General features: G+C 73.0%; 21 protein-coding genes. 14 read left to right on the top strand and 7 right to left on the bottom strand.

From position 1 onward, the window contains the following. Positions 1 to 145 precede the first annotated feature (145 nt). Positions 146 to 1,795, top strand: coding sequence for a phospho-sugar mutase (locus ACIQPQ_RS05820; protein WP_401300172.1), 1,650 nt, complete (start codon positions 146 to 148; stop codon positions 1,793 to 1,795). Positions 1,796 to 1,948: 153 nt separating this feature from the next. Here ACIQPQ_RS05820 and ACIQPQ_RS05815 read toward each other — a convergent pair whose 3' ends face one another. After that, positions 1,949 to 3,007 (bottom strand): alpha/beta fold hydrolase, encoded by a 1,059-nt coding sequence (locus ACIQPQ_RS05815; protein WP_401300170.1) that lies wholly within the window; start codon positions 3,005 to 3,007, stop codon positions 1,949 to 1,951. A 424-nt stretch (positions 3,008 to 3,431) separates the two neighbouring features. Here ACIQPQ_RS05815 and ACIQPQ_RS05810 point away from each other — a divergent pair, with 424 nt between their 5' ends. From ACIQPQ_RS05810 to ACIQPQ_RS05795, 4 genes are all read left to right on the top strand, one after another. Next, entirely contained in the window at positions 3,432 to 4,151 is a 720-nt protein-coding gene (locus tag ACIQPQ_RS05810; RefSeq protein ID WP_401300167.1) for a PH domain-containing protein, read from the top strand. 446 nt (positions 4,152 to 4,597) lie between these two features. Further along, entirely contained in the window at positions 4,598 to 5,596 is a 999-nt protein-coding gene (gene deoC, locus ACIQPQ_RS05805; protein ID WP_383770738.1) for a deoxyribose-phosphate aldolase, read from the top strand. A gap of 5 nt (positions 5,597 to 5,601) precedes the next feature. After that, positions 5,602 to 7,038 (top strand): aldehyde dehydrogenase family protein, encoded by a 1,437-nt coding sequence (locus ACIQPQ_RS05800; protein ID WP_401300164.1) that lies wholly within the window; start codon positions 5,602 to 5,604, stop codon positions 7,036 to 7,038. Next, positions 7,031 to 7,930 carry an aldehyde dehydrogenase family protein gene (locus ACIQPQ_RS05795; protein WP_383770449.1) on the top strand — a complete coding sequence of 300 codons (900 nt, stop codon included), beginning with the start codon at positions 7,031 to 7,033 and terminating at the stop codon, positions 7,928 to 7,930. The genes ACIQPQ_RS05800 and ACIQPQ_RS05795 overlap by 8 nt, the downstream gene beginning before the upstream one ends. Positions 7,931 to 8,014: 84 nt before the next feature. Here ACIQPQ_RS05795 and ACIQPQ_RS05790 read toward each other — a convergent pair whose 3' ends face one another. Further along, on the bottom strand, positions 8,015 to 8,437 hold the full coding sequence (locus tag ACIQPQ_RS05790; protein ID WP_383770452.1) for a hypothetical protein: 423 nt from the start codon (positions 8,435 to 8,437) through the stop codon (positions 8,015 to 8,017). Between the two features lie 59 nt (positions 8,438 to 8,496). On the opposite strand from ACIQPQ_RS05790, the gene ACIQPQ_RS05785 reads away from it, so the two are divergent. Next, positions 8,497 to 9,204, top strand: a complete 708-nt coding sequence (locus ACIQPQ_RS05785; RefSeq protein WP_401300158.1) for a uridine kinase — start codon at positions 8,497 to 8,499, stop codon at positions 9,202 to 9,204. 342 nt (positions 9,205 to 9,546) lie between these two features. On the opposite strand, the gene ACIQPQ_RS05780 is transcribed toward ACIQPQ_RS05785, so the two are convergent. Beyond that, the gene (locus ACIQPQ_RS05780; protein WP_401300155.1) at positions 9,547 to 10,311 is read right to left on the bottom strand and encodes a SigE family RNA polymerase sigma factor; all 765 of its coding nucleotides are present in this window, start codon (positions 10,309 to 10,311) and stop codon (positions 9,547 to 9,549) included. 381 nt (positions 10,312 to 10,692) lie between these two features. On the opposite strand from ACIQPQ_RS05780, the gene afsQ1 reads away from it, so the two are divergent. From afsQ1 to ACIQPQ_RS05755, 5 genes are all read left to right on the top strand, one after another. Further along, entirely contained in the window at positions 10,693 to 11,370 is a 678-nt protein-coding gene (gene afsQ1, locus ACIQPQ_RS05775; RefSeq protein WP_383770461.1) for a two-component system response regulator AfsQ1, read from the top strand. Beyond that, on the top strand, positions 11,367 to 12,974 hold the full coding sequence (locus ACIQPQ_RS05770) for a sensor histidine kinase (RefSeq protein ID WP_401300153.1): 1,608 nt from the start codon (positions 11,367 to 11,369) through the stop codon (positions 12,972 to 12,974). Before afsQ1 ends, ACIQPQ_RS05770 begins: the two co-directional genes overlap by 4 nt. Beyond that, positions 12,971 to 13,627, top strand: a complete 657-nt coding sequence (locus ACIQPQ_RS05765) for a hypothetical protein (RefSeq protein ID WP_401300150.1) — start codon at positions 12,971 to 12,973, stop codon at positions 13,625 to 13,627. The genes ACIQPQ_RS05770 and ACIQPQ_RS05765 overlap by 4 nt, the downstream gene beginning before the upstream one ends. Before the next feature lie 232 nt (positions 13,628 to 13,859). Beyond that, positions 13,860 to 14,441, top strand: coding sequence for a VanZ family protein (locus ACIQPQ_RS05760; RefSeq protein ID WP_401300148.1), 582 nt, complete (start codon positions 13,860 to 13,862; stop codon positions 14,439 to 14,441). 96 nt (positions 14,442 to 14,537) lie between these two features. Continuing rightward, the gene (locus ACIQPQ_RS05755) at positions 14,538 to 14,741 is read left to right on the top strand and encodes a PspC domain-containing protein (RefSeq protein ID WP_383770472.1); all 204 of its coding nucleotides are present in this window, start codon (positions 14,538 to 14,540) and stop codon (positions 14,739 to 14,741) included. A 101-nt stretch (positions 14,742 to 14,842) separates the two neighbouring features. On the opposite strand, the gene ACIQPQ_RS05750 is transcribed toward ACIQPQ_RS05755, so the two are convergent. Further along, the gene (locus ACIQPQ_RS05750) at positions 14,843 to 15,193 is read right to left on the bottom strand and encodes an ATP-binding protein (protein WP_401300146.1); all 351 of its coding nucleotides are present in this window, start codon (positions 15,191 to 15,193) and stop codon (positions 14,843 to 14,845) included. A gap of 145 nt (positions 15,194 to 15,338) precedes the next feature. Continuing rightward, entirely contained in the window at positions 15,339 to 16,502 is a 1,164-nt protein-coding gene (locus tag ACIQPQ_RS05745) for an adenosine deaminase (protein WP_401300143.1), read from the bottom strand. A 113-nt stretch (positions 16,503 to 16,615) separates the two neighbouring features. Between ACIQPQ_RS05745 and ACIQPQ_RS05740 the strand changes: the two genes are divergently transcribed. Then, positions 16,616 to 17,377, top strand: coding sequence for an alpha/beta hydrolase (locus tag ACIQPQ_RS05740; RefSeq protein WP_401300141.1), 762 nt, complete (start codon positions 16,616 to 16,618; stop codon positions 17,375 to 17,377). Between the two features lie 235 nt (positions 17,378 to 17,612). On the opposite strand, the gene ACIQPQ_RS05735 is transcribed toward ACIQPQ_RS05740, so the two are convergent. Both ACIQPQ_RS05735 and ACIQPQ_RS05730 read right to left on the bottom strand, forming a co-directional pair. Then, positions 17,613 to 18,569, bottom strand: a complete 957-nt coding sequence (locus ACIQPQ_RS05735; protein WP_383770484.1) for a LysR substrate-binding domain-containing protein — start codon at positions 18,567 to 18,569, stop codon at positions 17,613 to 17,615. Between the two features lie 8 nt (positions 18,570 to 18,577). Then, a complete protein-coding gene (locus tag ACIQPQ_RS05730) occupies positions 18,578 to 19,006 on the bottom strand; it encodes a hypothetical protein (RefSeq protein ID WP_401300138.1) in 429 nt (142 codons plus the stop codon). A 130-nt stretch (positions 19,007 to 19,136) separates the two neighbouring features. Here ACIQPQ_RS05730 and ACIQPQ_RS05725 point away from each other — a divergent pair, with 130 nt between their 5' ends. Together ACIQPQ_RS05725 and ACIQPQ_RS05720 are read left to right on the top strand one after the other, a co-directional pair. Beyond that, positions 19,137 to 19,637, top strand: a complete 501-nt coding sequence (locus ACIQPQ_RS05725; protein ID WP_401300135.1) for a DUF3515 family protein — start codon at positions 19,137 to 19,139, stop codon at positions 19,635 to 19,637. Between the two features lie 158 nt (positions 19,638 to 19,795). Next, the gene (locus tag ACIQPQ_RS05720) at positions 19,796 to 21,079 is read left to right on the top strand and encodes an MFS transporter (protein WP_401300132.1); all 1,284 of its coding nucleotides are present in this window, start codon (positions 19,796 to 19,798) and stop codon (positions 21,077 to 21,079) included. Positions 21,080 to 21,189 lie beyond the last annotated feature (110 nt).

The raw sequence follows: 21,189 nt of genomic DNA, 5'->3' as shown, positions 1-21,189 counted from the left end.
CCGTCCGCGGGTCCCCCTCCGGGGCTTGAGGCCGAGGCCCGTCCAGGGCCGAAAGCGGGGGTCCGGGGGCGGCAGCCCCCGGAATCGGGAAGGGAAAGGGCGGCGGGGGCGAACTCCGCACGACGATCCGAGAGGCTGACCCACCGTGACCGCGACCGACCGCGCCGAGGACGACCTCCTCACCCGCGCCCGCACCTGGCTCGCCGAGGACCCCGACCCGGACACCCGCGAGGAACTCGCCCGCCTCCTCGACACCGGGGCCGTCGAGGACATCGCGGACCGCTTCGCCGGCACCCTCCAGTTCGGCACCGCGGGCCTGCGCGGCGAACTCGGCGCGGGCCCGATGCGCATGAACCGCGCCGTCGTCATCCGCGCCGCCGCGGGCCTCGCCGCGTACCTGCGCGCGCAGGGGCGGAGCGGCGGCCTGGTCGTCATCGGCTACGACGCCCGCCACAAGTCGGCGGACTTCGCGCGGGACACGGCCGCCGTGATGACCGGCGCGGGCCTGCGCGCCGCGGTGCTGCCCCGCCCGCTGCCGACCCCGGTCCTCGCCTACGCCATACGGCATCTGGGCGCGGTCGCGGGCGTCGAGGTCACCGCCAGCCACAACCCGCCCCGCGACAACGGCTACAAGGTGTACCTGGGCGACGGCTCGCAGATCGTGCCCCCGGCGGACGCGGAGATCGCCGCCGAGATCGACGCCGTACGGTCGCTGGCCGACGTACCGCGGCCGGACGGCGGCTGGGAGATCCTCGATGACGCGGTCCTGGACGCCTATCTGGCCCGTACGGACGCCGTCCTCGCCGCGGGCTCCGCGCGCACGGCCCGCACCGTCTACACGGCGATGCACGGGGTCGGCAAGGACGTCCTGCTGGCCGCGTTCGCGCGCGCCGGGTTCCCCGCGCCCGCGCTCGTCGCCGAGCAGGCCGAGCCGGACCCGGAGTTCCCGACGGTCGCCTTCCCCAACCCGGAGGAGCCCGGCGCGATGGACCTGGCCTTCGCCAAGGCCACCGAGACCGGCCCGGACCTCGTCATCGCCAACGACCCCGACGCCGACCGCTGCGCGGTGGCGGTGCGGGACGGCGACGCGTGGCGGATGCTGCGCGGCGACGAGGTGGGCGCGCTGCTCGGCGCGCACCTGGTGGCGCGGGGCGCGCGCGGCACGTTCGCCGAGTCCATCGTCTCCTCCTCGCTGCTCGGCAGGATCGCGGAGAAGGCGGGCCTGCCGTTCGTGGAGACCCTGACCGGCTTCAAGTGGATCGCCCGCGCGGACGGCCTGCGCTACGGCTACGAGGAGGCCCTCGGCTACTGCGTCGACCCGGAGGGCGTGCGCGACAAGGACGGCATCACCGCCGCGCTGCTCATCACCGAACTGGCGTCGGAGCTGAAGGAGCGCGGGCGGACCCTGCTGGACCTCCTGGACGACCTCGCCGTGGAGCACGGGCTGCACGCCACGGACCAGCTGTCGGTGCGCGTGGAGGACCTCACGGTCATCGCGCGCGCGATGGAGCGGCTGCGCGAGCGGCCGCCGACCGAGCTGGCCGGGCTGGCGATCACCCGCGCCGAGGACCTGACGCGGGGCACCGACACCCTGCCGCCGACGGACGGGCTGCGCTACACCCTCGACGGGGCGCGGGTCGTCGTCCGGCCCAGCGGCACCGAGCCCAAGCTGAAGTGCTACCTGGAGGTCGTGGTGCCGGTCGCCTCGCACGACGCCCTCCCGGCGGCCCGCGCGCGCGGCGCCGAACTGCTCGCGGCGGTCAAGCGGGACCTGGCGGCGGCGGCCGGCATCTGAGCCGGGGCCGCACGGCACGCCTGGCGGTGCCTTGGGGCGGGCGCCTTGCGGTGCGGTGCCGCGTGGTGCGGGGAACGCGTGAGGTCCGGACGGTGGGGATCGCCGTCCGGACCTCGTCATGTCAAGGTCTGCCCGAGCGGTCGGGCGGTCCGCTCAGCGGTGCTGTGCGGGCCGGTCCCAGACCTTGACCGCCGTGTAGAGGGCGGGCGCGGTGAGCTGCTGGTTGATCGAGTGGCCGGTGTCCTCGATGACGACGGCCTTCACGTGCGCCGCCTTGGAGAAGTTGCGGCTCTCCTGCGCCTGGAGGGCGGCGGTGCTGGAGCAGTCGGAGCCGCCCGTGCCGCAGACGATCTTGTCGTGGTCGCCGAGGACGACGAGCGTGGGCACCTTGATCTTGCGGAACTCCTCCTTCTTCGGGAAGAGGGCGGGCGTCGGCATCGCGTCGGGCTGGGCGGCGGCCTCGTCGGCGGCGAGGGTGGCCGGGTCCATGGTCTTCGGGTAGTAGAACCACTTCACGCGCTCACCGGGCTTGGTGATGATGTAGCCGTCGTCCAGCCCGGCCCCGGCCCAGCGCGGGTCCTGGTTGGCCCGGTGGATGCCCGTCTCCATCAGCCCCGCGGAGCCCTCGGCGCCCTGCTGGGAGGCAGTGCCGGTGAGGACGAGCGCGTCCATGTCCTCCGGGTGCTTGATGGCGACCTTGGCGGAGGTGCCGGAGCCCATCGAGTGACCGACCAGGACGACGCGCGGGAAGCGCTGGTGGGCGATCTTCCCGGCGTTGAGCTGCTTCAGGACCTGATGGACGCTCTCGCTGTGGGTGTCGCCGGTGTAGCGGGTGCTGACCGGGCGGGAGCTGCTGCCGGTGCCGAGCCGGTCGAGGACGAGGGTGGCGTAGCCCGCGCGCTGCATCGACTCCTCGTAGGAGGGGGTGCGGGAGTCGGGGGCCATCGTCCAGTAGCGGCGGTCGTAGTTCCCGCCGGGGACCATGACCTGGACCGTCGTCGCGCGGCCCTTCCTCGGCGTGCACAGGCTGCCCGCGACGGTCTGGTCGGCCGTCCCTCCCTCGGTCATGGCCACCGGGACCCGGACCTCCTGGCAGCGGACGCCCGACGACGCGGGGGCCGCCTGGGCGGACGCGGCCGACGGGAGGACGGCGAGCGCCGGGGTCACCACGGCGAGGGCCAGGGACAGCGCGGTCCTGCGGATTCTGGGCATGCTTCTCCTTCGGCGGGAACAGCGTGAAATGAACACGGCGAACTACCCGAAAGACCGGGTGAGCCGTCATGAGTCCCACCGTAATACCCATCGGAATGAATGTTTCCCAGGGGTGGGGAATTTCTGCGAATGCCCATTTATTCGACCCTCTAAACACCGATCTTCCGCGAGAACACCCAGGTGAGAGGGGTTACTCAATTAGTTGATGTAGCCACCCGAGCACCCTCCGAAAGCGGCCGCCAACCTTTCAGGAACAGGCAGGCGCATTCCTCCCCAAATAAAGAACGGCTTTACAACCGGGAATATGTACGGAGCGGACGCGCCGCGGGATTCCCGTGGAGCCGGGACGCCGTCGGCGGACGCGCCACCAGCCCCGGACGGGCGGGTACCTCGCGCCCGGGAGGGGTGGGGCAGAATCGGAAGCATGACGACCCCGCACGAGCAGCCATCCGCGCCGCGGCCCACCGCGCCCGAGACACAGGACCGGATCTACCGGTCCCCCATGGGCATGGTCGGCGGCGTCCTGCTGCTCGCCCTGGTCGGCTGGCTGGGCATCGACGCGATCGTCGCGGGCGAGGGCCGGACACCCTGGCTGGCGCTCGCGCTGCTCATCCTGCTCGTCCCGCTGATCACCGCCTTCACACTCCGGCCCGCCGTGTTCTCGGGCGAGGACCGGCTGCGGGTGCGCAACCCGTTCCGGATCGTCGCCCTGCCCTGGGGGCAGGTCGCCTCCCTGCGGTCCGCCTACTCCAACGAGGCGGTCACCGAGGAGGGGAAGAAGATCCAGCTCTGGGCGGTGCCCGTGTCCCTGCGGGCCCGCAAGCGGGCGGCCCGGCAGCAGGACCGGGCGGCGGCGGAGAAGGCCGCGGGGCGGGACGGGCGGCGGCGCCGCGGGCTCGGAGGCTTCGGCGGGGGCCCGGCCGGGTTCGGCGGGGGCCTCTCGTCGCACGGCGGCACGGGACTGGCCGAGGGGCCTGCGCGGGCCGACACGGACCAGGTCATGGACGAACTGCGGGATACGTGGGAGCGGCGGCACGAGGAGGCTGCGGCGCAGGGTGAGGTCACCGTGCGGTGGGCCTGGGAGATCGTGGGCCCCGCGGCGGCGGGAGCGGTCGTCCTGCTGATCCTGCTGGCCGCGGGCTAGGGGTTCGCTTCCGGGCGCGGGCGAGTGGGGGCTGGTCGCGCAGTTCCCCGCGCCCCTGGGACGACTCCCGCCGAGCGGATTCCCCAGCGAGGCCGGTCGGAGCGCTGTGCGCGGTTCCCCGCGCCCCTGAGGCGAATCCGGGTGAACGGGATTCCCCGGCCAGGCCCGTGGCAGTACGGTGCGCGGTTCCCCGCGCCCCTGCGGGGGGTCTCCGGCAACACCCCGCACACACAGGGGCGCGGGGAACCGCGCACGTCATCGTCAGCGGCCTCACAGGGAAATCCCCCTCGGGCGGAGTTGCCTCAGGGGCGCGGGGAACTGCGCGACCAGCCACCACGCACCCGCACCCCACCACTCACCGCATCCCCACACCGCCCCAGCCCCCCAGCCCCCCACCCCGTGGGCTGTACAGCCGCTACGCGCGTAGATATGCTCGTCTGGTGACCATGTCCAACAACGCCCCCGCCCCCCGGGCCCCCCACCCCGGAGGTCCCACCGCCGGAGGCCCCCTCGGCCTCGACGACGTCACCGCCTCCGAGACCACCCTCCGCCGCTTCCTGCACGGCCTCCCCGGCGTCGACGCGGTCGGGCTGGAGGCGCGTGCCGCCTCCCTCGGCACCCGTTCGATCAAGACGACCGCGAAGGCGTACGCCATCGACCTCGCCATCTCGATGGTCGACCTGACGACGCTGGAAGGCGCGGACACCCCCGGCAAGGTCCGGGCGCTCGGCGCGAAGGCGGTCCACCCCGACCCGACGGACCCGGACACCCCGACGACCGCCGCGGTCTGCGTGTATCCGGACATGGTCGCCACCGCGAAGGAGGCCGTGGCGGGCTCCGGCGTGAAGGTGGCGTCGGTCGCCACCGCGTTCCCGGCGGGCCGCGCGGCCCTCGACGTGAAGCTCGCGGACGTCCGCGACGCCGTCGCCGCGGGCGCGGACGAGATCGACATGGTCATCGACCGCGGCGCGTTCCTCGCGGGCAAGTACCTGAAGGTCCACGACGAGATCGTGGCCGTGAAGGAGGCCTGCGGCAGCGCCGCCCGGCTGAAGGTGATCTTCGAGACGGGCGAGCTGTCGACGTACGACAACATCCGCCGGGCCAGCTGGCTCGGCATGCTCGCGGGCGCGGACTTCATCAAGACGTCGACGGGCAAGGTCGCCGTGAACGCCACCCCGGCGAACACCCTGCTCATGCTGGAGGCGGTCCGCGACTTCCGCGCCCAGACCGGCGTCCAGGTCGGTGTGAAGCCCGCCGGCGGCATCCGCACCACGAAGGACGCCGTGAAGTTCCTGGTCCTGGTCAACGAGACCGCGGGCGAGGACTGGCTGGACAACCACTGGTTCCGCTTCGGCGCCTCCTCGCTGCTCAACGACCTGCTGATGCAGCGTCAGAAGCTGGCCACCGGCCGCTACTCCGGCCCCGACTACGTGACGGTGGACTGATCACCATGGCCTCTGTGTTCGAGTACGCCCCGGCCCCCGAGTCCCGCTCGGTCGTCGACATCGCCCCGTCCTACGGGCTGTTCATCGACGGCGAGTTCACCGACGCGGCCGACGGCAAGGTCTTCAAGACGGTCTCCCCGTCGTCCGAGGAGGTGCTCTCCGAGGTCGCCCGCGCGGGCGCCGCGGACGTGGACCGCGCGGTCGCCGCGGCCCGCAGGGCGTTCGGGAAGTGGTCCGCGCTGCCGGGCGCGGAGCGCGCGAAGTACCTGTTCCGCATCGCCCGGATCGTCCAGGAGCGCTCCCGCGAGCTGGCCGTCCTGGAGACCCTGGACAACGGCAAGCCGATCAAGGAGACCCGCGACGCGGACCTGCCGCTGGTCGCCGCGCACTTCTTCTACTACGCGGGCTGGGCCGACAAGCTGGACCATGCCGGGTTCGGCCCGGACCCGCGCCCGCTGGGCGTCGCGGGCCAGGTCATCCCGTGGAACTTCCCGCTGCTGATGCTGGCGTGGAAGATCGCCCCGGCGCTCGCCGCGGGCAACACGGTGGTCCTGAAGCCCGCCGAGACGACCCCGCTGTCGGCGCTGTTCTTCGCGGACATCTGCCGCCAGGCGGGCCTGCCGAAGGGCGTCGTCAACATCCTGCCCGGCTACGGCGACGCGGGCGCCGCGCTCGTCGCGCACCCGGACGTCGACAAGGTGGCGTTCACGGGTTCCACGGCCGTCGGCAAGGAGATCGCGCGGACCGTCGCGGGCACCCGCAAGAAGGTCACGCTGGAGCTGGGCGGCAAGGGCGCCAACATCGTCTTCGACGACGCCCCGATCGACCAGGCCGTCGAGGGCATCGTGAACGGCATCTTCTTCAACCAGGGCCAGGTCTGCTGCGCGGGCTCCCGGCTGCTGGTGCAGGAGTCGGTCCAGGACGAGCTGCTGGACTCCCTCAAGCGCCGCCTGTCCACGCTGCGCCTGGGCGACCCGCTGGACAAGAACACCGACATCGGCGCGATCAACTCGGCCGAGCAGCTGGCCCGGATCACCTCGCTGGTGGAGCGGGGCGAGGCGGAGGGCGCCGAGCGCTGGTCCCCGGCCTGCGAACTCCCCACAAGTGGCTACTGGTTCGCGCCGACCCTCTTCACCAACGTGACGCAGGCGCACACCGTGGCCCGCGACGAGATCTTCGGCCCGGTGCTGTCCGTCCTCACCTTCCGCACCCCGGACGAGGCGGTCGCCAAGGCCAACAACACGCCGTACGGCCTGTCGGCGGGCGTCTGGTCCGAGAAGGGCTCCCGCATCCTCGCGGTGGCGGGGAAGCTGCGGGCCGGTGTGGTGTGGTCCAACACGTTCAACAAGTTCGACCCGACCTCGCCGTTCGGCGGGTACAAGGAGTCGGGCTCCGGCCGCGAGGGCGGCCGCCACGGCCTGGAGGCGTACCTCGATGTCTGATCGCACCCCCGAGCGTCTGAGCGTCTTCAAGACCTACAAGCTGTACGTCGGCGGGAAGTTCCCGCGTTCCGAGAGCGGCCGGGTGTACGAGGTGACGGACTCCAAGGGCACGTGGCTGGCGAACGCCCCGCAGTCCTCCCGCAAGGACGCCCGTGACGCGGTCGTCGCCGCCCGCAAGGCGTTCGGCGGCTGGTCCGGCGCGACGGCGTACAACCGGGGCCAGGTGCTGTACCGGGTGGCCGAGATGCTGGAGGGCCGCCGGGCCCAGTTCGTCCAGGAGGTCGCGGCGGCCGAGGGCCTGTCGAAGGCGAAGGCGGCGGCCCAGGTCGACGCGGCCGTGGACCGCTGGGTCTGGTACGCGGGCTGGACCGACAAGATCGCCCAGGTGGTGGGCGGCGCCAACCCGGTGGCGGGCCCGTACTTCAACCTGTCGTCGCCGGAGCCGACCGGTGTGGTCGCGGTGCTCGCGCCGCAGGAGTCGTCGTTCCTCGGCCTGGTCTCGGTGCTGGCCCCGGTGATCGCCACCGGCAACACCGCGATCGTGGTGGCGAGCGAGCGCGCCCCGCTGCCCGCGCTCTCCCTGGGTGAGGTGCTGGCCACCTCCGACGTCCCCGGCGGCGTGGTCAACGTCCTGTCGGGCCGTACGGCGGAGATCGCGGCGCCGCTCGCCGCGCACCAGGACGTCAACGCGATCGACCTGGCGGGCGCCGACGAGGTGCTCGCGAAGGAGCTGGAGATCGCGGCGGCCGACAACCTCAAGCGCGTGCTGCGTCCCCGTCCGGTGGACGACTGGGCGGCGACGCCCGGCACGGACCGCCTGACGGCGTTCCTGGAGACCAAGACGGTCTGGCACCCCACGGGTTCGCTGGGCGCCTCCGGCTCGGCGTACTGAGCCGTGCCGGGCCCTGACCGGCCCGGCCACCGGCGCGCGGGGCCGCGTCCCTCCCTCCTCCGGAGGGGGCGCGGCCCCGCGCTCTCATGCCTGCCCGCCGCCGAGCAGCCCGGTCACCTGGCCCAGCACCGGGATCGACCCGATGGACTGCGCCTGCGCGACCGGCCCGGTGAGCATCTGCGAGGTGAGCGGCTTGAAGTCGGCGAGCTGGGTGCCGACGCCGTTGTCGAGCGGGTCGACGCCGGTGCCCGCGAGCGGGTTGGGCTTGAGGTCGGAGAGCGCGCCCGTGACGTACGGCAGCGCGCCCAGCGCGCCCTGGACGCCCGCCTGCGGGTCGATCCGGCCGACCGAGGTGGGGCTGGTGCGCATCACGTCGACGACCGGGTCGGTGTCGGCCGCGGCGGCGGAGGCACCCGCGCCCAGCGCCGCCCCGGCGGTCGCGAGGGCGGCCAGCACGCGGCGGCCCGTCGGGTGGGAGGGGGAAGTAGGAGTGCCGTGTCGGCCCATCGTCGCTGCCACTTTCTGCCGCACCGGGTAATCAGGTCGACACGAAGGGTAGTTGTGGTGTGACGCGCGCTGCAAAGCCGACCCGCGGGGTCGTAACCGGCCGGGTGGATGCCTCAGACTGGTGTCCCGTGAGTCCCCATCCGCCCGTTCCCGCGCGAGTCGTGCTGCTCTGCGGCCCCTCCGGCTCCGGCAAGTCCCTTCTCGCGGCCCGCTCCGGCCTTCCGGTGCTGCGGCTCGACGACTTCTACAAGGAGGGCGACGACCCCACGCTGCCGCAGGTGGCGGGGAGTTCGGACATCGACTGGGACCATCCCGGATCGTGGGACGCGGACAGGGCGGTCGCGGCGATCGAGGAGCTGTGCCGCACGGGTCGTACGGACGTTCCCGTCTACGACCTGTCGTTGAGCGCGCGGACCGGCGCCGAGTCGGTCGACTTCGGGCGGACCCCGCTGTTCATCGCGGAGGGCATCTTCGCCGCGGAGATAGTGACCCGCTGCCGTGAGGTGGGGGTCCTGGCCGACGCGCTGTGTCTGAGCCGGGGTCCGGTGAAGACGTTCCGCCGCCGCTTCCTGCGCGATCTGCGCGAGGGCCGTAAGTCGGTCCCGTTCCTGTTGCGGCGGGGCTGGCGCCTGATGCGCACCGAGCGCTCGATCGTGGCCCGTCAGACCGCGTTGGGCGCCCACGCGTGCGACCGGGACGAGGCGATGGGCCGCCTGGCGTCCGCCGCGGCGGGCCGCCGCGCACCGTCCTCGCGTACGGCGGCCTGAGCCCGGCGCGGAACACGGGCCACCCGGGAAACACGGGGAACCGAGAAAGCCCAGAAAACGCAGAGAACACGGAGAACGCAGAGGAGCGGGGCTGGACGGACCCCCCGGCCCTCCAGCCCCGCTCCCGGTGCTCCCCCGTTTCCCCCGTGCTTCCCCCGTTGTCCCCCGTGCTTTCCCCGTGTTTCCCATCCCCCCGGATGGTGCCGAGCGCGGTACCGCTCCCCCTACGTCCCCCGTCGGGTCCCCCCGATACCGCGCCCGTCGAACACCGGCTTCCCTGAACGGAGCCGGCCCCCCTCTTTCCCCCGTTCCCCCGTGCTTCCCTCGTTCCCCCCGTTCGCCTCAGGCGACCAGCTCGCCGAAGGCGCTCTCCTCGTCACGGCCGAAGCTGAGGACCTCGTCCTCACGCAGCCGGCGGAGCGACCGCCAGATGCTCGACTTGACCGTGCCGACACTGATGTCGAGGATCTCCGCGATCTCCGGGTCGGTGCGGCCCTCGTAGTAGCGCAGGACCAGCATCGTCCGCTGGAGTTCGGGCAGCCGGGCCAGCGCCTGCCACAGGACGGTGCGCAGCTCGGTGCCGCGCATCGCGTCCGTGTCGCCGGCCGTCTCCGGCAGCTCCTCGGTCGGGTACTCGTTCAGCTTGCGGCGGCGCCACGCGCTGATGTGCAGGTTGGTCATGGTCCGGCGGAGGTATCCGCCGACCGCGGCCTTGTCACTGATCCGCTCCCAGGCCCGGTACGTCGAGAACAGCGCACTCTGGAGCAGGTCCTCGGCCTCGAAGCGGTCCCCCGTGAGGTGGTAGGCCGTGGCGTACAGGGAGGCGCGGCGCTCCTGGACGTAGGCGGTGAACTCCGCCTCCGACAGCGAGCTGCGCTCCCCCGAGCCCTCCCTGTACGTGGCCCCCCCGACCGCGCTCCCGGCCGTGGCCGGCTGCGCGGACTCCCCCGTGTGCGCGTCAACCACCGTCATGTACGCGGTGTGCTGACGCCCGGTGCCGCGGGAGCACCCCCGCCCTCCCACGGCACCGGACTTCTCACCACCCCGGTGCACGTCGTGCAGGCGCGTGACCACTGCGCTGGTGTTCAAGCTGTGCAGCGTGTTCATCTCGCGCCCCCCGTCGTGGACTTCCGGTGTGTCGTTCTGGTCCTGCTGGTCTCACTGGTCCCGCTGGTCCCGCTGGTCTTACTGGTCCTGCTGATCGTGCGGTCCCGCCGGTCCTGCTGTTCGAACGGCCGGGGCCGCTGTCGCCGCTCCCTTGCCTGTGCCGAGAAGCTTGCCGACGCCACTTCATCGCCGTGTCCGCCGACTGTCACAGAGCTGTCACAGGGCCTGTCGGCGCGGGTCCGCGCGCTGTTCACGGGGGTCGCCGCAGGGGCGTCACGGGCCGCTCCCGGCGGGGGCCTCGGCGGCGCGCGCGGGGCCCTCCGGCAGCCGGGGCCGCCCCACAGGTCGAACGACAGGGCCTCCATGGGCCAGAATGAGCCCGTGCCTTCCCTGTTGCTGATCGAGGACGACGACGCCATCCGGACGGCCCTGGAGCTCTCTCTGACGCGCCAGGGGCACCGCGTGGCGACCGCTGCGAGCGGTGAGGACGGTCTGAAGCTCCTGCGCGAGCAGCGGCCGGATCTGATCGTGCTGGACGTGATGCTGCCCGGAATCGACGGCTTCGAGGTGTGCCGCCGTATCCGGCGCACCGACCAGCTGCCGATCATCCTGCTCACCGCGCGCAGCGACGACATCGACGTGGTCGTCGGACTGGAGTCCGGCGCCGACGACTACGTGGTGAAACCGGTCCAGGGACGGGTGCTGGACGCCCGTATCCGGGCCGTGCTGCGGCGCGGGGAACGCGAGTCGAACGACGCGGCGTCCTTCGGCAGCCTGGTCATCGACCGGGCCGCGATGACCGTGACGAAGAACGGCGAGGACCTCCAGCTCACCCCGACCGAGCTGCGGCTGCTGCTCGAACTGAGCCGCCGCCCCGGCCAGGCGCTGTCCCGGCAGCAGCTGCTGCGGCTGGTGTGGGAGCACGACTACCTCGGTGACTCGCGGCTGGTGGACGCCTGTGTCCAGCGGCTGCGCGCCAAGGTCGAGGACGTGCCGTCCTCGCCCACCCTGATCCGTACCGTCCGCGGCGTCGGCTACCGCCTGGACAGCCCTCAGTGACCGAACCGCACGGGGGGCGCCGCGGCTGGTCCGCGGTGCGCAGGGGTCATCTGTCACGGCTGCGCCTGACGAGTCTGCGGCTGCGGCTGGTCGTGGTCTTCGGGCTGGTCGCGCTGACCGCCGCGGTCTCCGCGTCCGGCATCGCGTACTGGCTCAACCGCGAGGCCGTGCTGACGCGCACCCAGGGCGCGGTGCTGCGCGACTTCGAGCAGGAGATGCAGAACCGGGCCGGATCGCTGCCCGAGAAGCCGTCGCAGGACGAACTCCAGCACACGGCCGGGCAGATGGCGAACAGCAGCCAGCACTTCAGCGTGCTCCTGGTCGCCGAGAACGCCGCCGGGCGGACCGTGTACGGCAACTCCGGTGGCCTGAGCGGGTTCTCGCTCGACGACGTGCCCGAGTCGCTGCGCCGCGCGGTCGGCAAGCAGCAGGACACCTCCGCGGGCAACAAGTCGCCGTACCACCTGTACTGGCAGCGCGTGGTGGACCACGGGACGCCGTACCTGGTGGCCGGGACGAAGGTGATCGGCGGCGGTCCGACCGGGTACATGCGCAAGTCGCTGGAGCCGGAGGCGAAGGACCTCAACTCGCTGGCCTGGTCGCTGGGGATCGCCACCGGCCTCGCGCTGATCGGCGCCGCGCTGCTCGCGCAGGCCGCCGCCACGACCGTGCTGAAGCCCGTGCACCGCCTCGGAGTCGCCGCGCGGCGGCTCGGCGAGGGGAAGCTGGACACGCGGCTGCGGGTGTCCGGCACCGACGAACTGGCCGACCTGTCACGGACGTTCAACCGGACGGCGGAGGCGCTGGAGAAACGGGTGTCGGACATGGCGGCCCGCGACGAGGCGTCCCGCCGGTTCGTCGCCGACATGAGCCACGAACTGCGCACCCCGCTCACCGCGATCACCGCCGTCACCGAGATCCTCGAAGAGGAACTCGACGCGGAGGCGGGCGGCATCGACCCCATGATCGAACCGGCGGTGCGGCTGGTCGTGTCCGAGACGCGGCGGCTGAACGACCTGGTCGAGAACCTGATGGAGGTCACCCGCTTCGACGCCGGGACGGCCCGGCTGGTCCTCGACGACGTCGAGGTCTCCGACCAGATCACCCACTGCATCGACGCGCGGGCCTGGCTCGACGCCGTCGACCTGGACGCCCCCCGCGGCATCCACGCCCGCCTCGACCCGCGCCGCCTCGACGTGATCCTCGCCAACCTGATCGGCAACGCCCTCAAGCACGGCGGATCGCCGGTACGGGTGTCGGTGCGCGAGTCGGCCGACGAGGTGGTCATCGCGGTCCGCGACCACGGCCCCGGCATCCCCGAGGACGTCCTGCCGCACGTCTTCGACCGCTTCTACAAGGCGAGCGCCTCCCGCCCCCGCTCCGAGGGCAGCGGCCTCGGCCTCTCCATCGCCCTGGAGAACGCCCACATCCACGGCGGCGAGATCACCGCCGCCAACTCCCCCGACGGCGGCGCGGTGTTCACGCTGCGGCTGCCGCGGGACGGGGCGCCGGACCCGGCCGAGCGGGACGGGACGGCCGGACCCACCGGCCCCGCCGTCGCGGCCGGGAAGGACGCGGGGCACGACCACGAGGGGGCGTCATGACACCCGACCGCGGCCCGGCGCGCGCCGCACGCGCGCGCGGGACGGCCGTACGGCGGCTGCTCGCGCTGGGCGCCCTGCCCGTACTGGCCGGGCTGCTCGGCGGCTGCGGCATCCGCGCGACGGAGGTGCCGACCGACTTCGGTCCCGCGCCGTCGCGGGTGCGCTGCTCCCTCGCCGACCAGGACACCACGGCACGGGCCGCACGCGGCGCGCCGGTACGGGTCTTCCTGCTGTGCGGCTCGTCCCTGGTCGCGGTCGACCGGACGGTACCGGTCCCCGAGGGCACCGCGGGCGGCACCCGCCGGGTCCTCGTCGCGCAGAACCTCCTGGACGGGCTGGCGGAGTCGCCGACTTCCGCCGAGAAGGAGGCCGGGTACACGACCGACGTGCACCGCATGCGGGTGAGCGGGCCCGCGCCCGGCGACCCCGACGACGCGCTGCGGCTGAGCGCGTCCCCGGAGGACCTGACCTCGTACGCGCTGGCACAGCTGGTGTGCACGTTCTCCGACTCCGCGGCGGCGGAGGGCGACGGGTCGGTCGTCCTGGGCGGGCCGGCACCGTCGGAGGAGGCCCGGCGGTACGCCTGCACGGACGAGGTGCGCTCGCGGCCGGGGTCTAAGGAGCCGCCGTCGTCCGAGGTGACGAAGGACTGAGACGCCCTCCGGGGGGTGGGCCGGATTCTCCTCCTCGGGTGCACTCCGGGGTGCCGTGGGTACGCGTGCCCCCGGTCGGCCCTCAACGGGCCTCGTCCTCAAACGCCGGACGGGCTGGGGGTGCCGGGGTGGGGTGTTCGGGGCGTTCGCCGGGCAGGGGTGCGTCGTACGTGACGTACGCCTCGCCCTCCGGACCGGAACCGATGCTGCCGCGTGAGGCGTCTTGGGGGGCGTGCAGCGTCAAGGCTCCGTCGGCGGCAGCGCCGTGAACCGCATCCGTGCGACCGGGAGTGTCCTCCTGGTCGCACATGTCCTGTTCGTCGCCTGGCTGACGCTGCGCCCGCTGGACGTGCCGTGGGTGATGCCCACCAACCTCCGGCCGTTCGCCGGTATCCGCGCCGACCTCCAGCTGGGCTGGCCCGAGGCGGCCCGCCGGATCGGCGAGGCGCTGGCGCTGCTCGCCCCGCTGGGCGTCCTGCTGCCGCTGGCGCACGGCAGGCTGCACGTCTCCCCGCTCGCCTCCCTGCTCCGTACGGTCACGGCGGGCGCCCTGCTGTCGCTGGCGATCGAACTGCTCCAGACGGGCGTCCCCGGCCGCGTGGTCGACATCGACGCGCTGCTGCTGAACACCACGGGTGTGGCGCTGGCCCACGTCGCGGTGGTCCCGGCTGCCAGGGCGTGGCTGCGGCAGCTCGGCGCGCGCCGGGAGCACCGGGCGGCGGCGCGCGGGGAGTCAGGGTCGGAGGGGGTGGGTCCGGAGGGGTTGGCTCAGGGTCGGACCCCGACGATTCCCAGGGTCGGGATCGCCCCGTAGAGCGACGTTTCGCCCGCTTCGTCTTCGTAGCGTGGAGGTCAGACGGGACGGCCGCCCAGGCCGCTTCCCGGACCGACGCCCACGAAGGAGCACCCGATGTCCAGCAGCCTCGCCCGCCCCGCCCAGGGCCGTGTGATCGGCGGAGTCTGTGCCGCGCTGGCCCGCCGTTTCGGCACGTCCGCCACGACGATGCGCGTGATCTTCCTGCTGTCCTGCCTGCTGCCGGGCCCGCAGTTCCTGCTCTACATAGGGCTCTGGATCTTCCTGCCCGCCGAGGACAAGGCGCGGACGGCCTGGTGAGGCCCGTCGCCCCCGGTGGGCGTGGCGGGCGCACGGCGGAGACACGCCGTCGGGGCGCGTCCGGTGGTCCGGGCGCGCCCCGAGCGGGGGTGCGGGGTGGCTCAGCCGAGCGGAATCCCGTTGACCGGCAGGCCCTTGGTGGGCAGGCCCTTGAGCGGCAGACCACCCAGGAGGCCCGCGACGGGGGCGGTCGGGCCCTGGGCGAGCGCGTTCTGCGCGACGGGCGCGACGGCCTCCAGACCGGCGCCGAGCGCCGGCTGCGCCTGCTTCAGCACCGCACCGGCCGGAAGCGACTCGGTGAGCCCCTCCGCCGGGAGCGCCTTGGTGACGCCGCCCAGGGCCTGGGTGGCGTCCGGGACGGCCGGGGCGGCGTTGGCGGCAGCCGCACCGGCGGCGGCGAAGGCGGCACCGAGCGCGGCGACACCGAGGGTCTTGGCAGCAGACTGCTTCATGATGAATGCGTCTCCGAATACGGGGCAGTGGGGACTGACTGAGCGGTCCATGACCGTAATCACGGAATGCCGCCTGCCGCAAACATCGAAATGCGGACGGGTCGTGAAGACCCGCCCGCATCCCAGGGCCGCACCGACCCGCCCGTCAGCCGCCCTCGCGCACAGAACCGCTGGTGGAGGCGGTCTGCTGGAACAGCCATGCGGACTTCAGCTCGGCGTATCCGGGCTTGATCACGTCATTGATCATGGCGAGTCGTTCATCGAAAGGAATGAATGCTGACTTCATAGCATTGACCGAGAACCACTGGAGATCGTCGAGCGTATAACCGAATGCGTCGACAAGGTGCTCGAATTCCCGGCTCATGCTGGTGCCGGACATCAGCCGGTTGTCGGTGTTGACGGTCGCCCGGAAGTGCAGCCGCCGCAGCAGGCCGATCGGGTGCTCGGCGTAGGAGGCGGCGGCGCCGGTCTGGAGGTTGGAGCTGGGGCACAGCTCCAACGGGATCCGCTTGTCGCGGACGTAGGAGGCGAGCCGGCCGAGTGTGACCGTGCCGTCCCCGGCGACCTCGATGTCGTCGATGATGCGCACGCCGTGGCCGAGCCGGTCGGCGCCGCACCACTGGAGGGCCTGCCAGATGGACGGCAGCCCGAAGGCCTCACCGGCGTGGATCGTGAAGTGGTTGTTCTCCCGCTTCAGGTACTCGAAGGCGTCGAGGTGGCGGGTGGGCGGGAACCCGGCCTCCGCGCCCGCGATGTCGAAGCCGACCACACCCAGGTCGCGGTAGCGGTTGGCGAGTTCGGCGATCTCCAGGGAGCGGGCGGCGTGCCGCATGGCGGTGAGGAGCGCGCCCACCCGGATACGGCGGCCGTCGGCGCGGGCCAGCCGCTCGCCCTCGCGGAAGCCCTCGTTGACGGCCTCGACGACCTCTTCGAGGGTGAGGCCGCCGTCGAGGTGCTGCTCAGGGGCGTAGCGGACCTCGGCGTAGACGACGCCGTCCTCGGCGAGGTCCTCGGCGCACTCACGGGCGACCCGCACCAGTGCGTCGCGGGTCTGCATCACCCCGACGGTGTGCGAGAACGTCTCCAGATAGCGTTCTAGGGAGCCGGAGTCGGCGGCCTCCCGGAACCAGATGCCCAGCTTGTCGGGGTCGGTCTCGGGGAGGCGGGAGTACCCGGAGTCCCGGGCGAGGTCGACGATCGTGCCGGGGCGCAGCCCGCCGTCGAGATGGTCGTGCAGCAGAACCTTGGGCGCCCGGCGGATCTGCTCCGGGCCGGGAACGGCGCCCTTCTGGATGCTCTGGCTCGTCATTTCCGCACTCTAACTCCTACGCGCGTAGATCGCTCGGCGCCGGTCGCCGCCGATACGTAACGGTGACCGCGTGGACGGATGGCGTACACCGCCGCTTCTGACACTGTTCTGTCATGGGACAGCGAGCGACGGCGCTTCGGACGGCCGGGCTGGGCAGGGCGGTCGGTCTGCGGCCGGAGACGGTGAGCGGGGTGGTGCTGCTGCTCCCCGGCGGCGAGGAGGTCTCCGTCCGCAGACCCTCCGCCCTGTGGGGTACGGCCCCGGTCCGCGCCCTCGGACGCCAACTCGCCCGCGCGGGGCGGGAGGACGGGCTGGCGGTGCACACCGTGCAGTACCGCTACCGCGGCTGGAACGGCGGCGAGGCCCATCTCGCGGCCGACGCGGCGTGGGCGGCGGACGAGGCGGTACGGATCTACGGGGACGTGCCCGTGTGCCTCGTCGGGATCGACATGGGCGGGCGGGCCGCGCTGCGGGCCGGGGGCCACGAGGCCGTCAACTCCGTGCTGGCGGTGGCCCCCTGGCTGCCGGAGGAGGATGTGGCGGTGCCACCCGAACCGGTGAAACAGCTGGTGGGGCGGCGGGTGCTGATCGTGCACGGCACGAACGACGAGCGGACCGATCCCGAGTTGTCGCTGCGGCTGGCGGCGCGGGCGAAGAAGGTGAACCGGGAGGTGTGCCGGTTCGAAGTGCACTCCGACGGGCACGGGTTGCATCAGCATCGGGCCGAAGTGCGGTGTCTCTGCGAGGACTTCGTGATGGGGGCGTTGTTCGGGAGGGGGTTCTCGCGGCCGGTGCGGGATGCGTTTGCGGCTCCGCCGCCGTTGGGGTTGCGGATGCCGTTGGCTTCCGGGTTCGGGGAGTCGTTGCGGAGGTAGGTTTTTGGGCGGTGGGCTGGGGTGGGGTGGGCTGGGTTGTGCCGTCGGGACGGGGGGTGTGCGCGGTTCCTCGCGCCCCTGGAGGGGGTTTCTTCTGGGGCGAGTTGAGGTGTGCCCTCGGGACGGGTGCTGTGCGCGGTTCCCCGCGCCCCTGGAGGGGGTTCTTTATAGACCGAGTTGAGGTGTGCCCTCGGGGCGCGTGCTGTGCGCGGTTCCCCGCGCCCCTGAGGGGGTGTCAGGTGGGGAGGAGGTGGCCTCGTTTGGAGAGGAGGAATTTTTTGAAGGCCGCTACCGGGGGTGTGTCGGGGTGGCCGTCGAGCCAGGCGACGCCGATCTCGCGGGCTGCTCTGGGGGCGGTGACGGTGAGTTCGACGACGCCGGGGCGGGGGACGGCGGGCGGGGGCAGGAGGGCGACGCCGAGGCCGGCGGCGACCAGGCCGCGGAGGGTCTCCGCCTCCTCGCCCTCGAAGGCGACGCGCGGCCGGAACCCGGCCTCCTGGCAGAGGTCGTCGGTGATGCGGCGCAGACCGTAGCCCGGCTCCAGCGTCACGAACACCTCCTCGGCGGCCTCCGCGAGGCGGACCCGGCGGCGGGCGGCGAGCCGGTGGTCGGCGGGGACGACGAGGCGCAGCTTCTGCTCGTCGAGGCGGCGGGAGACCAGGTCGGGGGCGTCCGGGACGGGTGAGGTGAGGCAGAGGTCCAGCTCGCCCGCGCGCAGCCGCTCCAGCATGGCCTCGCCGTAGTTCTGGACCAGGCTGAACCGGACGCGCGGATGGTCGGCGCGGAACGCGTGGATGAGGCCGGGGACCGTCTCGGCGCCCATGGTGTGCAGGAACCCGAACGCGACCTTCCCGGTGGCGGCGTCGGCGTCGGCGCGCACCTCGTCGGCGGCCCGCTCGATCTCCGCGAGGGCCCGGTCGACGGAGGCGAGGAACGTACGGCCCGCCGGCGTGAGGGAGACGGTGCGGCCGCGGCGGGCGAACAGGTCGACGCCCAGGTCCTGTTCGAGGCGGACCATGGCCCGCGACAGCGTCGACTGCGGCACCTGCATCTCCCGCGCGGCCCGCGTCACGTGCTCGGTGCGGGCCACCCCCGCGAAGTACGCCAGCCGCGGGGCGAGCAGCGCGGCGATGTCGTCCGGGTCGGCGGACGACGCCGACGGCCGGGGCTGTGAGCTGTGCTGATGCGCCATGGGAACGATTATGGCGACACGAGGACCACTTCGAGGTGCCCCGAGCGCCACAGGGAGAGCAGCCAGGCCGACGGAAGCTGGAGGGTGAGCAGGGCGATGATCGCGAGGACGAACGCCGTGTCGAGGGGGGCCTCGTCGCCCGCGGTCCAGGCCGACAGCACCGCGGTCAGCAGAAGGACGGCCAGGTACACGGCCGCGTCGGTGACCACGACCCGCCAGCGGGGCAGTGCGGGAAGGAGTCTGCGCGCGACCGTCAGGGCCGCCGTGGCGGCCGGCGCGCACACGATCTGCCACGGGTCGAGCGCCCAGGTGGCGGCCCACCGGCCCGAGCCGCCGGACAGGGCCTCGGCGGCCAGAGCGACCGCCGTTCCGGCCGACCAGGACAGGACGGCCACCGTCAGGCCGTAACGGAACGCGCTGCGCCATGTGACCGTCACGCCGGTCTCCCCCCGCTGTCGGCGTCGTACGTGCCGATCATCGTCGCACCCCCGCGCCCGTGTCCCGTGCGGGTGGCCTAGCGTTCCGCGAGGTCGGTCACGGTCTCAACTCCCCTTCCGGAGGCGGCTCATGAGGATGAGGACATTAGGTACGCGTTCGACGTCGGCGGCGGGAGGCGTCGCGTTGCTCGCCCTCGGGGCGCTGTGCGTCGTGCTCGCCGACGATCCGGCGCGCGGTGTCCGGCCGGGCGCCGACGCCGGGGACCCGCGGTGCGGGCGGATCACCGAGCGGGTGCCGCGGGAGCTGGGCGGCCGGGCGCGCGACGAGGTGGACCTGCCCGGGGTGGCCGTGTGGGGGGACGGGGACATCGTGCTGCGGTGCGGGGCCGAGGTGCCCGCGCCAACCGTCGATCCGTGCTTCGAGGCCGACGGCGTCGACTGGGTGATGGACCTGGCGAAGTCCACCCGGGACCGGAAGGTGGTCGTCACCTACGGGCGGCGCCCGGCGACCGAGGTCACCTTCGCGGCCGGGCTGGCGACCACGGACGCCGCGCTGCTCGACCTGTCGGCGGCCGTCGCGCCGCTCGTCCGGCAGACGGACCGGTGCATCGGCCCCGCCGACGTGCGGTGAGGTCCGGCGCGGTTACCGGGCGGGCCGTTCGCCGCGATGTCTTCTGTGTCACTGGACGGTGACAGTCGACGCCGTGAGCTGTGGTGATGCACTGCGGGAACGATTATGGGCAGTTCGTGCATTGGACGGAACAGCGGGCGGCTTCGTACGTTCGAGGCATGTCTCCCGCCAGTACCGGGGCGTCCACCGTCGTGGGCGCCGAGCTGTCCGAACCGTCCGCCGCCTCCTCCCCCGACTCCCGTATGGCTCCCGGCGGGGCCGGTTACCGGCGGATGAGTCTCGCGCTCTTCCTGGCCGGGGTCGCCACCTTCGCGCTGCTGTACTCGACGCAGGCGCTGCTGCCGCTGATCTCCGGGGAGTTCGGGGTCACGGCGAGCGACGCGAGCTGGACCGTGGCGGCGGCGACCGGCGGACTGGCGCTGTTCGTGCTGCCGATGAGCGCCCTCTCCGAGCGCTACGGCCGCCGTACGGTGATGACCGGCTCGCTGGCCGTCGCCGTGACCGTCGGACTGCTGGTGCCGTTCGCGCCGTCGATCGGCTGGCTGGTCGTGCTGCGCGGGCTCCAGGGCGCCGCGCTCGCCGGACTGCCCGCCTCCGCCACCGCCTACCTCGCCGAGGAGGTCCGCCCGAAGGCCCTGGTCACCGCGATCGGCCTGTTCGTGGCGGGCAACAGCGTCGGCGGAATGAGCGGCCGGGTCATCACCGGCTGGGTGGCGCAGGAGTGGGGCTGGCGGGTCGCCGTCGGCGTGATCGGGGCCGTCGCGGTGGCGTGCGCGGTCGCCTTCCGGCTGCTGCTGCCCGCGCCCCGCCACTTCACCCCCGGCTCACTGCGCCCGCGCGTCCTGCTCGGCACCGTCCGCGGCCACCTCGCCGACCCGCTGCTGCGACGCCTGTACGCGATCGGCGCCCTCTTCATGACCGTGTTCGGCGGGGTCTACACCGTGATCGGCTACCGCCTGACGGAGGCGCCGTTCTCGCTTCCGCAGGGCATCGTCGGCTCGATCTTCCTGGTGTACCTGGTGGGCACGGTCTCCGCGTCGACGGCGGGCCGCCTGGTCGGGCGGCTCGGCCGCCGCGGCGCCCTCTACCTCGCGGGCGGCACCACGGCCGCCGGTCTGCTCCTCTCCCTCGCCGACTCCCTCCCCCTCGTCCTGGTCGGCCTGGTCCTCATCACGGCGGGCTTCTTCGCGGGCCACGCGGTGGCCTCCTCCGCCGTCAGCCGGACCGCGACGACCGGCCGCGCCCAGGCCTCGGCGCTCTACCAGTCCGCCTACTACGTCGGATCGAGCGCGGGCAGTACGGCCGGGGCGCTCGCCTTCCACGCGGGCGGCTGGAGCGGCACGGTCGGCGTGGGCGTCCTCGCGGTGGTGGGCGTCGTGGCCATCACGGTGCTCGGCTCGCGCGCGGCCCGTCGGCAACCGGTCGCGGCAGCCGCCCACTAACGCTCTCACCTGCGGTTTCGTTCACTCGGGGCGCCATTGTCAGTGGGCTGCGGTAGCTTCCGAAGTGCTGGGCGCACCGACGCGCGACAGGACGGCCACAGGGGTGGGTG

Source organism: Streptomyces sp. NPDC091281, assembly GCF_044757425.1.
Lineage (GTDB): Bacteria > Actinomycetota > Actinomycetes > Streptomycetales > Streptomycetaceae > Streptomyces.
The sequence above is the reverse complement of the archived record's forward strand: the minus strand, read 5'-3'. Positions and strand labels throughout refer to the sequence as shown.